This is a genomic window from Sphingomonas sp. BK481 (assembly GCF_014194875.1).
Taxonomy (GTDB): domain Bacteria; phylum Pseudomonadota; class Alphaproteobacteria; order Sphingomonadales; family Sphingomonadaceae; genus Sphingomonas; species Sphingomonas aerolata.
Genome location: NZ_JACIAP010000019.1, coordinates 1 through 12,126 on the forward strand (window position 1 = coordinate 1; position 12,126 = coordinate 12,126).

A 12,126-nucleotide genomic window follows, 5' to 3' on the forward strand; every position below is an offset into this window, starting at 1 on the left:
ACGTTGTCGTCCATGGCGGCGTGATCGACCCGGCTATGCCCGGAGATCAAGGCGGCTACGCCGCTGAAGCTACACCACGCGGTGGGACACGATCCCAACATCAGAAAAGCGATATTTCGATGATTGACAGGACACGTTTGACCGTCACCTTTGCCGTCACGCTTGCCTTATGTGGTTGTAGTCTGATCACGCCGCCCGACGAGGGATATTTCCGCACTCATGCTAAAGAAGCCAGATTGATCGTGACACGCTGCGAGCGCGGTCAGGAAAGCGGCAATGACTGTAAGGCGGCAGCGCGGGCCGTCGCTGCGCTGGATAAGGCTACCAAGGACGCTTCCGCCAAGGGGGTTCGCTAGCAAGAGTTCACTGACTGAATAAGCACCGAGAAATTGCCCGGCCAATTCCTGAACGCAATCAGGGTTGGCAGACGTCGCCATGCCAAAATCTCCGTCGAGCAAGCGGCAGAACCGCATGTCAAATGCGCTCTTAGCCAGGCCGATGTTCAATCACGCAAGTGATGGTACGAGATTTATTCGGATCGGCCTTCACCGGAGTAGATTCCGACTCCGCCGCATTTGACGGGATCGGTTCCTCACGGCGCGCGCCGGGGGTGTTGCAAGAAACATGATCGTAGACAGACATGGCTGAGTGGCGGGGGCGGGCAAGGGGACCAGTGCATGCGGTGAGCGCGCACACTGAAAAAGCCAATGTGGATATGGCAGGGAGACGCATCTTAACCCTTTCTGTCTCTTATATTTGCCTTACCGTAGTGGTTGTAGGCTAGAATAATAGCCATTCCGTTGAATACTACCTTTTGCCTTCGCGGCTTTCCGAATGTGTGATGGAAAAACAATGTGAGGATAGGGTCGCGGGTAAGATTGAAGCGAGGTACTGCGATGTTGTTGCCGTTTCTTGTGCAGCAGAAAGTATGTATCTGGCGTTTGTTAATTAGCGATTTTGGCCGTGGCAGCAGCCTATTGCCTCAAGAAGGAGAAGCCAGGTGGCAGCATCTGACATGAAATATCGAATGGCTGGTCTCGCCGTCCTCCTGTTGACGGTCCTTCCTGGCGTAGCATCGGATGCAGCCGATATTGCCATGCACCGTGACCCAGGTTGTGGCTGCTGTGAGAAATGGGCAGATCAGGTCCACCAGCAGTTCGGGCGCAAGGTACAGATCTTGGACGACGCAAACCGGGCCGCCTTTCAGCGCCGTGTGGGTGTACCGGCGCAGTTCGGATCCTGCCACACCGCCATCATTGATGGCATGGCATTTGAGGGGCATGTGCCGATCGCCGACATGAAGCGCGTGCTTGCGCAGCATCCAAAGGGCGTCCACGGCCTAGCCGTAGCAGGAATGCCACTTGGTTCGCCGGGGATGGAGGTGCCAGGCGCGAAGCCGCAACCCTTCGACGTCATCGCGTTCGGCCCGGCTGGCCAGCGCGTTTATACCCGTTACGGAGGCTAGGTGTTAGATGTTTGATCCCACGGTTTGATGGTGCGATCCTTTCGTTAGAATGGAAGGAAGCCGTATGGGACAGGTACGTCACGGGAGCGCCACGACCACGCACGCCGTCAGAGCAGCAATACAGCGATCGCAAGCTTCGCTCTCGGCGCTGAGCCGAGAGCTTGGGATCAACCCTAAGACGGTAGCGAAGTGGCGTAAGCGGGCGACGGTCGAGGATCAAAAGACCGGGCCGAAGGCCCCTCATTCAACGACCCTGACCCAAGCTGAGGAGGCGGCCGTCGTCGCGTTCCGGCGTCACACATTACTGCCGCTCGACGATTGCCTCTACGCGTTGCAGCCCTCGATCCCGCAGCTGACGCGCTCAGCGCTGCACCGCTGCCTCCAGCGTCATGGCATATCCCGTCTGCCGGACATCGAGGGGGACAAGCCGAAGCGACAGCGCTTCAAGCGCTACCCGATCGGCTTCTTCCACGTGGATATTGCAGAGGTGCAGACCGCCGAAGGCAAGCTCTACCTGTTCGTTGGCATCGACCGCACCAGCAAGTTCGCCGTCACCCAGTTGGTCGACAAGGCTGATCGGCGAACGGCGTGGGAGTTCCTGGAACACCTGCTAAAAGCTGTACCTTACCGTATCCACACGATCCTGACCGACAATGGCATCCAGTTCGCCGACCAGCCGCGCAACCGTAACACCGCCTGGTCGCGTCAGATGCGCTTCGATATGATCTGCGAAGCGAACGACATCGAGCACCGGTTGACCAAGCCGAACCACCCTTGGACCAATGGTCAGGTCGAGCGGATGAACCGCACCATCAAGGAGGCGACCGTCAAACGCTTCCACTACGAGAGCCATGACCAGCTACGGACGCACCTCGCTGACTTCATGGCTGCCTATAACTTTGCCCGCCGGCTCAAGACGCTCAGCGGACTCACACCCTACGAATACATCGCCAAAATCTGGACGTCAGAGCCGGATAGGTTCATCGTCAATCCGATCCACCAGATGCCGGGACTAAACACCTAGGCCGGCTGCTAGCTCACTTAACGTAAGCCCCGCTGATAGATCGAGGACGCGATTAGGCGTCGGCGGATTGCTTATGACCTTAGCACTGATGCTTTTTGCCGTTGCAATCAGTTGATATTCTGATGCGGTTGGTTGCCCGAGATACCCGATCAGCCACTACCGTGATTCCATGTCCTGATAATGTACAGGGGCCGTGAGGAAGCCCCAGGCATGTCTGAGGCTTCAGCAGTGGGGATAGGCGTTCGCAGCGACGTAAGGATCGTCTCCTGTTAGGGCGATTGTCTATCAATGTTTAGAGGGGCCTGATGAGCGTTGTTGCTGCTTCCCTTTATCGCCACGGCCAGCGGGTCCGGTCGCTTTCGATCGACGAGCCGACATTCTGTTCGGACGACAAGGCGGAGTTCGTCTGGATCGGCCTGCTGGAGCCGTCCGAGGAGGAGCTTCGGAAGCTCCAGGAGCACTACGGCCTTCACCCGCTTGCGGTTGAGGATGCTCTGAAAGCCCACCAGCATCCGAAGGTCGATGTCTACGGCGATCAGCTGTTCGTGGTCGCGCTGACTGCCCGGCTTGAGGATCAGGTTATCGCCTACGGTGAAACCGCGATATTCGTGGGTCCCAGTCATGTCATCACCGTGCGGCATGGATCGGCACGCTCGCACAGCACGCTGCGCGGCCAGCTTGAGGCGGCGCCGTCACTACTCGCGCATGGTGTCGACTATGTTCTGCACGCCATTATCGACTTCATCGTCGATGGCTATCTGCCGATCGGGGAGGCCATCGAGGAGGAAGTCGTCATAATGGAGCAACGGGCGCTTGACGCTTTCCTGGCCCGGGAGGAAATCAGTCGCATCTTCAATCTACGACGTGAGCTAATGCGGTTCCAACGGGTCCTTGGCCCCATGGGCGAGGTAGCGAACAAACTCACCCACCCCGACATGCCTTGCATCGACCGGGAGGTAATCCCGTATTTCCGAGATGTGCTAGACCATATTCATAGAGTTGAAACCACGGTGGGTGGCCTTCGCGAAGTGCTCACATCGGTCTTTGAGGTCAGCAATCTGCTCGAACAGCAGCGCACTGGTGCGAGTACCCGGCAGCTTGCGGCCTGGGCGGCCATTCTGGCCGTGCCGACTGCCCTCGCAGGCATCTACGGTATGAACTTCGAAAACATGCCAGAGTTGAAAACCAAGTATGGATATTTCGTCGTACTCGCGGTGGTCGCTACGGTGTGCAGCATGCTCTATATCAGGTTCAAGCGCGCAAAATGGATCTAGTCGAGGGTACAAGTGCCTTGAGACACTTAAAGGTTCGATGAGATAATTTTATGCCATGACTCTTACCTGACTACGCAATTAATATAATATCATCTCTTGTTAGTGAATGTAAGCTGTCGATCGCATTCCGCCTGCATTCAATATCGCGGTCCTATCTACTAGACGTGACATTCGGTCACGCTTGATGGAGGTAGTCATGAGAGGATCCTTGATCTTGGCCGCGGCGGCGCTGGCGTTTGCTGCGCCGGCCGCGATGGCCCAGTCCCATGGCGGTTACGGCGGACATAATGGCGGCCCGTCCTACGGCAATCAGGTCCGAGGACACGGCGGATATGGCGACGCCTACCGCGATCGAGGCGGTGGCCATCAGCAGTCCTGGCGCGGTAATGGTGGCGGCTATTACCAGGGCGGTTATGGCTACAACAATCGCCATGATCGCCGCGAGGAACGTCGTGAACGGCGGCATGAGCGCCAGGAGCGCAATCAGCGCTACGGGGGTTATGGCTATTAAGATGAAAGCAGCGCTTCCCGGGCAGACCGCCCCAGCGGTGCCGACCAAAGAGAGGAATGCACCATGACGGATGCCGCAACAGTACCCGCGACCACCCGGTTGCAGGGCATGCTCTGCCCCGTGTGCCGGGTCGACCTCGTGCTCGCCGACCGGCAGGGGGTCGAGATCGACTATTGCCCGCAATGCCGGGGCATCTGGCTGGACCGCGGCGAACTCGACAAGATCATCGAGAAGAACGCTTCGTACGAGGCGACGTCGAGGCCGGCACCCGATTACCCGCCACAACCGACTGCACCTGGATATGCTCAGCCTGCTCCCTGGAGCGGGTACAATGAAGGATCTCATGGCGGTGGACGTCATGGTGGCGGGCATGACCGTGGTGGCCACGGCGGCTATCGTCCCGGCGGCTTTCTTGGCGGTCTGTTTCGGCATTGATCCGCACTCGGCTGGCGTTCTGAACAGGCAGCCGTTTCATGGTTGTCGGTGCATGGAGGGAGAAATAGCGTGACCAGAAGATGCGGGCTGACACTTGGAATCATGATCCTTGCCGGCTTGGCGGCAGCGCCGGCTGGCGCGCAGGTCATGTCCCATGGTGCCGGCGTCAACTGGAGCGGCACGCATGGCGGGGTCAACTGGGATGGCGGGCATGCCTATGAGGGCGGAAGCTACGGCGGTTACCCTGCCTCGTCCGCACCCCGTCCCGCGTACCAGATGCCGCAGCCTACGCCTTATCCCATGCATGAACCTCGCACGCCATACGCCCAAAATGACAGCAGCGATCACGCCGTCCGGCATGAAGATCGTCGTTCATCACCACCGGCGGTTCGGAGTCTTGACAGCAGGTGAGCCATCCCGCGGCCATCGGGCACTCGATGGACGCAGGCTGTGATCAGACGGCCATGCTCATGATGTCCTTGTAGGCCGAAAGAACCTTGTTCCGGACCTGCAAGGTGGCCTCGAACGAAACCGAGGCGCGTTGCTGTATCAGCGCCACGGTCGCGATATCGGTCGTCTCGCCTCGTTCGTAGGCTTCGGTCGCGACATCCTCCTGTTCCTGGAGCGCATTCACCTTTTGAAGCGCGGTCTGCATCGTCGCGGCAAAGCTCGTCGATGGGGCAGTGCCATCCGGTCCCCGCAGCGCATTCGGCGACGAAGCCGAGCCGACATCCCTCAGTGCGGCGTTTCGTTGAAGCACCGCGTTGCGCATCGCCATGACATCGGCCACGCCGTTCACATTCATGCCTGTCGACCTCTCACGCGAACGATAGAGCGCGCATCTTCGCGCAAGAATGATTAGAAATCGTTAAGGATGTTTGTTCGGGACTGGCCCCCGGTCCTTCTGGTCGTGGCAGTACGGGTCACGGATGATGGCGGTGTCGGTGCCGCAGGTGAAAGAGCAGACCTCGGCGTCGCGAAAACGGCTCGAACATCTCGTCGGGTCCCTCGGGGTCGAGCAGCTTGCTGTCGGCCAGCCATTTTTCCATCGAAGACAGTTCGGGCAGCTCGTACTCGCGTAGCGAGCGACCCGGTGCCTGCAACGCCGCGATCGTTGCGATCAACGAGCCGGTTTCGGCGAACTTCGCGATGACCGCGTCCTTGTTGGCGCCAAGGTGCTCGGCGAGCAGACCGGCGCGGATGTCGGCTATCTTTCGATGCCCATCGGCGTCGGATGCCCCGGTCGTGTCGATCGTCACGTCGCATTCGCTGTCGAGGCGCAGCGACCGGTTGTTGAAGTTGGAGGATCCCACCCGCAGCACGACGTCGTCGATGATCGTGACCTTGGCATGGACATAAATCGGTGCCCCCGCGGCGGTGAACGGGTGATAAAGCCGGAAGCGGCCGTGCACGTCGCGCTTCCGGAGTTCGGCAACCAGCCGGGCACGGGCCGTATCCATCGCGATCGGTTCGAGCCAGCCGTTCGCGGTCGTCGGGTTGATGACGACGATTTCCGGACCATCGGTCTCGTCGAGTCGTCTGGCGATTGCCTCCGCGACCCGCCGGGAGGCGAAATACTGGCTTTCGGCATAGATCAGCCGCCGCGCCCGCGCGATGAGCGCGACATACAGCGCCTCGATCTCGTGGACCGGTTCCTGGTCGGCGAGCTTTGGCAGCGTGCGCGAGATCCCGACGGGCACGTCCCTGAAGTCTGCCTCGAGCCCATCAGGCCAGCAATCCGCGCCATCGGTCACGGGCTCGATCGAATACCCGCCGGCGGCATGCCACCGCTCCCGACAGGCGTCACCGAGGGCGCGTGCCACCGGGCCCTCCAGCGCCATGGCCGCGTCATGCCACGGCCCGTGCGGCGTGCCGTCCGGTCGGACGCGGCGCGGTTCCTCGTCCTGGTGGTCTCGCGTGTCCCATCGTTCGCGGGTCATGTCGATGCCGCCGCAAAAGGCCATGCAGTCGTCGATCACCACGATCTTCTGGTGATGCGATCCGGCGACCGGATGATGCCCGTCGAGTTTGAGGTGGATTGGCGGTCGCGCATCCAGCGCAGGATCGTGAACAGGGTTCGGCCATGGAACAGCGTCTTGAGCGCACCGGTATCCCAGCGCAGTATGTGAATATCGAGCAGGGGACTGCGCTTGACCAGCCAGCTGATGAACGCTCCGACCGTCGGCGGACCCTCGTCCTGCCCCTCCCCGGCGAACTGGATCCGGGCGTCGAAGTCCCAGCCGATCAGCACGATGCGCCGCTTGGCCTTGAGCATCGCGGAGCGGGCGGCCCTGAAATAGTCATCGGCGTCGACGATGACGGCCGCACGGCTTGCCGTGGCGGTCCGCCAGAACGCGCGCCGAATGGTGGCGTCGCTCATGGGCTTTGGCACCTCAACGCCCATGACGACGCCCCCACGTGGCTACCCGCCAAGCGTACCAGAGCACGAGCGCGATGATGATCGCTGTCGAGACCGGACCCACATAGCGCTCGACCGCCCCATAGCGCTGCCCCAGCAGATAGCCGGCGGCGGCCAGCATCGCGGTCCAGGCTGCCGTGCCGATCGTCGACCACAGGAGGAAGGGTCCGAGTGGCATCCGCACGAGCCCGGCCGGGATCGATACGACCGATCGCACCGTGGGGACGATCCGCCCAATGCAGACGAACGGGCCACCGTGGCCGTGGAACCAGGTCTTCGCGCGCTCGACCTCCTGCCATTCGAGCGTCAGCCATCGGCCGTGCCGATCGACCAGGCCATGCAGCCGCTCGATGCCAAGCATCCTTGCGACGGCGTACCAGCAGAGATTGCCCGCCATGGCGCCCGCCGCTCCGGCGGCGACCACGCCCGGCAGCGACAGTGCACCGCGCGAAGCGCGCAGGCCGGCAAGCGGCATGATGACTTCCGAGGGCAGCGGCGGGAACACGGTTTCGGCGAACATCAGCACCGCGACGCCAAGATAGCCGAGCTGGTCGACGAGCTGCTGGATCCACTGGCCCAAACTGCTTCTCCTTATCTTATGTGGGTCGAAACCATTTGTCGTCGCGTAGCGCCCGACCTTAATCCGATCCGCGCAGCAATCGACTATCCTGAATCCGGTTCCGGTCGGGCGTTGGCCCCGCCTGGCAATGCCGGTGCGCTATCCACGTTGTCGCCCTGTTCGCCCGCGGTTTTCTTGAGTGGACGTGAAAGTCGAAGAGTCAGGAAGGTGACAGCGCTGATGATGATGGCGATATCGTACAGCGAATATCCGACCGCGGCACCAACGGCCCCTGTCGCCCACAGGCTCGCCGCCGTGGCCGTCCCTGATGTTCGACTCCCTTGCTTCAGGATCGCTCCGCCGCCGATGAACCCGACGCCGGTGATCAGGCCTTCAAGGATGCGAGCCTGACCAAGCGACTCCCGACCAAGAACGGCTATCGCTATGAGCACAAAGCCACAGCTGGCGACGGCAACGAGTGGAAAGGTGCGAATGCCGGCGCTTCGCTCCTCTTTTTCTCGATCCCAGCCAATCGGAAGAGCCAGAACATAGGCGATCAGAAGACTGAGAAGGTGCCATAAGGCTTCTGAGAAACTACTGGTAACCAAGGTCAATAGTGATCACCCTTTGTTTGATTGTGACGGAGATACGGAGGAACTAGAGAGGCGCGCGGTCCTGTTTAGCTCTCGACAATCTCAGCTCGACCAGCCTTTCAAAATAGGCGTTAGCCATTTTGCGATGGGCGTCGATCACTTCTGGTTTGGTAGAGTTCTCGGCAAGCTCGACCTCAACCTGCGCTCTGTGTTCGAAATATAGAATCTCATCATCCGACATAGAAAGTTCCTTGAGCGGGTCGTCAGATATCATCGCGATCGGTATTTCGGCCCTCGTTCGACTACGCAAGTCGGCGTTTTGGGCCTTGCCGAGCCTGACTGGGCGTCAGGTCGATCAGATCCTCGAGAAGCCGCGCCGAATTCGACCGGCTCTTCGAGCCGGGCCCCTGGGGTGCGGCACGGCACGTGATCATAGACGGGAGTGCTGATGACAGGCTTTTGCGAGAACGGGAGCGTGCAGGCCGCGAGCCCGCCGGGTAACACGGTGAGCATCAAACAGTTCACAATACGCATGGCTCGTTGCCTCCTACTTGATGAAACACTCGATCACACGTGCGTCCTGAAAAGACGGTGGCGCGCCGATGCTCGTGTTACTAATGACACTTTCTATAAGCGTCCTTTGTCCTAATCCAAAGAGATGCTGTTTTTGGTATGATCGGGATGCGAGAAAAGGACGCTATCTGGGCGGCCGACCTCTTCCAAGGAAGCGTCTGCATCCAGTTCCATCAGCGGTTTGATATGACCGTCGCGAATGTCGTAAATCCAGCCATGCAACCAAAGCGGTTGGCCGTCTTTCCACGCGCTTTCAACTATATCGGTTCTTGCCAAGTTGATCAGCTGATCCCTGACATTCATTTCAACGAGTCTGTTGAGCTTGGCTTCCTCACCATCCAACGCTGCAAGTTCATCGGCATGATCGCGCACAACGCTACTCGCATGATCGAGCCACTGCCTGAGTTGACCGGTAGCTCCTCCTGCGAATGCCCCCCTGATGCCACCACACCCATAATGACCGCACACAATGATGTGCGGAACCTTGAGCACCTGGACTGCATATTGCAGCGCCGCCATCAGGTTGAGATCGCTCGGATTAACAAGGTTGGCGACGTTGCGGTGAATGAACATACCTCCCGGAGGAGTCATGGTCATCTGTTCAGGGCTGACCCGGCTGTCCGAGCAACCGATCCACAAGAACGCTGGCTTCTGGCCATCGGCTTGTCGCGTGAAGAAGTCCGCGCGCTCGTCGATAAGTTCCTGCGACCAAGCCCGGTTGGCGAGAAGAAGCTGTCGATATTCTCTCATGCGAATCTTACTCCAACTACGGGGGCGTTGATCAAAGGAGATGTCCGTTCGGCAAGATCGCCACGAACGACCACATCTACCGACTTGAATCGAGCGGCTTTGATAAAGGAGTTAATAATCTCGACATTATCGAGATCAACATAGCTCGTCGCGGAAAGATCAATCAGAAGCCGGCTATTTTCGGGAACGCGGTTTAGTTGCTTCTGAAGTTCATATTTGTGGATAAAATACAGGTTACGCCGTGCACGGATGAGGCAATCATTGCCCTCGCATGCAAACGTTACGGCAGATCGAAAATTACGCGCTATGACGAACACGAACCCAATCACAAGGCCGATCAGGACGCCTTCGAGCAAGTTGGTGAACATGATCGCGATCACGGTTACTACGAACGGGATGAACTGGGTCCAGCCTTGTCGGTAGCGGTCCAGGAAAAGCTGGGGCGTGCAAAGCTTGTAGCCGGTTGCGATCAGCACCGCCGCGAGTGCCGCTAGCGGGATGAGGTTGAGCACCATGGGGATCAACGCGACCGACAACAGCAGCCATAGCCCATGCAGCATCGTCGACGCCTTGCTCTGCGCGCCCGCACCGACGTTGGCCGAGGAACGCACGATCACCGAGGTGACTGGCAGCCCTCCCAGCAGTCCCGACACGATGTTGCCGCCACCCTGGGCCATCAGTTCCCAGTTCTTGTCAGTGGTGCGTCGTTGCGGGTCGAGCTCGTCGATGGCCTTGATGCTGAGCATCGACTCCAGGCTAGCGACGATGGCAATCGTGGCTGCTGCGATCCAGACGGCACTGCTCCCGATACCCGAAAAATCGGGAAGGGAGAAAAGCTGAGCAAATTCGGCCGGGCTTTTGGAGACTGGCACCTGAACAAGATGCTCCGTGCCAATCTTCCAGGAAGGTAGAAACGCCCCGAGCAGCGCATTGCCGATGACGCCGATCAGGACGGCCACCAAGGGGCCTGGCAAGAAACGGAGCGGACCCTGCTTGGGTTTCGCGCTGTTCCACCAGAACAGGAAAGCAAGGCCCGCAAGGCTGATGATCAGCGCGCCCGGCTCAAACTTGCGCCTCAGGAACACGAAAAGGTTGGTGAACGTGTTCCCGTTGCCAGAGGAGAACTGAAAGCTACCCTCAGCCTCGACTTCATAGCCGATCGCGAACGGAATCTGCTTGATAACAAGAATGAGTCCGATCGATGCCAACATCCCCGTGATCACTGAGGACGGGATAAATTCGCTCAGGATCCCCGCGCGAGCCGTAGAAAATGTCAGCTGCAACGCGCCCGCCAAAACCACTACCGACAAAAAGATCGGATAGCTCGGTAGAGAATTGATGGTGTCGAGTACGATAACCGTAAGGCCCGCGGCAGGACCGCTGACGGACAACGGAGACCGGGACAGGCCGCCGACTACGAGGCCGCCCACGATACCTGCTATCAGGCCAGAAAACAGGGGTGCTCCCGAAGCGAGGGCGACGCCCAGACAGAGCGGGAGCGCGACGAGCGCGACGACGATGGATGCGGGCACATCTGTCCGCAAGGACGCAAGAGGATGTCTCGAAGAGGACACAAGGGTACTCCGTAACTGCATGCAGGATTTGGCGAGCGGCGAGCAAAGCAGGGTTGCCGCTTATCTTGAGTCGGAAGCGGATCGCCCCGACGTCCAAAATCGGGTGAAATCGCGTCGCGAAGTCACCCTTAACAGCGACCATGCCGGCACTCAGCGACACAGTCGGCCGTTGCCGAGGCTTACAGTTTTGGCGGTCTCAACGTTGGCGCGGCGGTCATGCCTTCGCTGATCCGCTGCTCGATCGCCGAATAAGCGTCCTCGGGCTTCATCTGCGAGATGATCGCCTTGGCAGGCACGATCAGGTGATCGCCGTGGCATTCACTATGAGCATGTGGCAGCCATGGGCTAACACCAACAGGCCTTTGATCCCTTGTTGGCTCGCTCACGCTCGCCATCGAAAGGACGAGGCCAGGCGTGGCGACGCGACGGGTACTCGATCCTTCGTCACTTACGTGGAAAACTGAACCCAGTCCCAGGAGCGAGGCCAGCATCAAGCCGATCAGGAAAGGAAGCAGGCGGCTCATCGAACGGTCGCGTAGCGATCTTGCACGTTCAAGGCCACTGCCTTTTCCTATCCTTCCCCAAAATGATCACTTCATCGCGGCGCGCAGGTTGTCGATCGACGCGGTCGCGACGATGGCACAGCCGTTCCCTTACCTCGCGCAAGCGCCTCGCTCGCCATACTATCAAAGCAGTATCAGCGCCCCTTTTTGCCGAGCACAACGATCATCGCTCATCCGACTGGGTTAGCCCGGGTTCTCAGCGTCGATGAGCGACCCTCACACTGAAGAAGTTCCGTTCAGCAAGCGTCACGTCAATGACGTCGGCCATGCCCTCCGCCGCGGTGCCCCCCTCCGAGATGACCTCCGCTAAAATGGCCGCCTCGGTAGTGGCCGCCACCAAGACCAATCCCGATCCCGAGCGATCCGTAGAAGGGCGAGCCGTAGTA

13 protein-coding genes and 1 pseudogene are annotated in these 12,126 nt (G+C 59.6%); 6 read left to right on the forward strand and 8 right to left on the reverse strand.

Annotated elements, in window-relative coordinates; all coding sequences use genetic code 11:
• The 6 genes from FHY04_RS20535 to FHY04_RS20560 all read left to right on the forward strand — a co-directional run.
• Nucleotides 1-356 (forward strand): hypothetical protein (locus FHY04_RS20535; RefSeq protein WP_221211918.1); only part of this gene is annotated, 356 nt, incomplete at its 5' end.
• A gap of 659 nt (nucleotides 357-1,015) precedes the next feature.
• Nucleotides 1,016-1,465 carry a DUF411 domain-containing protein gene (locus tag FHY04_RS20540; RefSeq protein ID WP_056059997.1) on the forward strand — a complete coding sequence of 150 codons (450 nt, stop codon included), beginning with the start codon at nucleotides 1,016-1,018 and terminating at the stop codon, nucleotides 1,463-1,465.
• A 64-nt stretch (nucleotides 1,466-1,529) separates the two neighbouring features.
• On the forward strand, nucleotides 1,530-2,489 hold the full coding sequence (locus FHY04_RS20545; RefSeq protein ID WP_056059999.1) for an IS481 family transposase: 960 nt from the start codon (nucleotides 1,530-1,532) through the stop codon (nucleotides 2,487-2,489).
• Between the two features lie 305 nt (nucleotides 2,490-2,794).
• Nucleotides 2,795-3,763, forward strand: coding sequence for a magnesium and cobalt transport protein CorA (locus FHY04_RS20550; RefSeq protein ID WP_062346062.1), 969 nt, complete (start codon nucleotides 2,795-2,797; stop codon nucleotides 3,761-3,763).
• A gap of 196 nt (nucleotides 3,764-3,959) precedes the next feature.
• Nucleotides 3,960-4,274: a hypothetical protein gene (locus FHY04_RS20555; RefSeq protein WP_156348781.1), complete on the forward strand. Its 315-nt coding sequence runs from the start codon at nucleotides 3,960-3,962 to the stop codon at nucleotides 4,272-4,274.
• A 108-nt stretch (nucleotides 4,275-4,382) separates the two neighbouring features.
• The gene (locus tag FHY04_RS20560; protein ID WP_082441332.1) at nucleotides 4,383-4,709 is read left to right on the forward strand and encodes a zf-TFIIB domain-containing protein; all 327 of its coding nucleotides are present in this window, start codon (nucleotides 4,383-4,385) and stop codon (nucleotides 4,707-4,709) included.
• Between the two features lie 454 nt (nucleotides 4,710-5,163).
• Here FHY04_RS20560 and fliE read toward each other — a convergent pair whose 3' ends face one another.
• The 8 genes and pseudogenes from fliE to FHY04_RS20600 form a co-directional block, all read right to left on the reverse strand.
• Nucleotides 5,164-5,514 (reverse strand): flagellar hook-basal body complex protein FliE, encoded by a 351-nt coding sequence (gene fliE, locus FHY04_RS20565; RefSeq protein WP_056060013.1) that lies wholly within the window; start codon nucleotides 5,512-5,514, stop codon nucleotides 5,164-5,166.
• A gap of 118 nt (nucleotides 5,515-5,632) precedes the next feature.
• Nucleotides 5,633-7,089: pseudogene (locus tag FHY04_RS20570) on the reverse strand (phospholipase D-like domain-containing protein).
• 13 nt (nucleotides 7,090-7,102) lie between these two features.
• Nucleotides 7,103-7,708, reverse strand: a complete 606-nt coding sequence (locus FHY04_RS20575; RefSeq protein WP_082446657.1) for a DedA family protein — start codon at nucleotides 7,706-7,708, stop codon at nucleotides 7,103-7,105.
• An 83-nt stretch (nucleotides 7,709-7,791) separates the two neighbouring features.
• Nucleotides 7,792-8,295 (reverse strand): MgtC/SapB family protein, encoded by a 504-nt coding sequence (locus FHY04_RS20580; RefSeq protein ID WP_082446662.1) that lies wholly within the window; start codon nucleotides 8,293-8,295, stop codon nucleotides 7,792-7,794.
• Between the two features lie 49 nt (nucleotides 8,296-8,344).
• Nucleotides 8,345-8,521: a hypothetical protein gene (locus FHY04_RS20585; protein WP_162235360.1), complete on the reverse strand. Its 177-nt coding sequence runs from the start codon at nucleotides 8,519-8,521 to the stop codon at nucleotides 8,345-8,347.
• A 404-nt stretch (nucleotides 8,522-8,925) separates the two neighbouring features.
• Complete coding sequence (locus FHY04_RS20590; protein ID WP_056405860.1) at nucleotides 8,926-9,603, reverse strand: carbonic anhydrase; 678 nt, start codon at nucleotides 9,601-9,603, stop codon at nucleotides 8,926-8,928.
• Nucleotides 9,600-11,135: a SulP family inorganic anion transporter gene (locus FHY04_RS20595; protein WP_311725820.1), complete on the reverse strand. Its 1,536-nt coding sequence runs from the start codon at nucleotides 11,133-11,135 to the stop codon at nucleotides 9,600-9,602. Before FHY04_RS20595 ends, FHY04_RS20590 begins: the two co-directional genes overlap by 4 nt.
• 221 nt (nucleotides 11,136-11,356) lie before the next feature.
• Nucleotides 11,357-11,701: a hypothetical protein gene (locus FHY04_RS20600; protein ID WP_156360280.1), complete on the reverse strand. Its 345-nt coding sequence runs from the start codon at nucleotides 11,699-11,701 to the stop codon at nucleotides 11,357-11,359.
• Nucleotides 11,702-12,126: the final 425 nt, after the last annotated feature.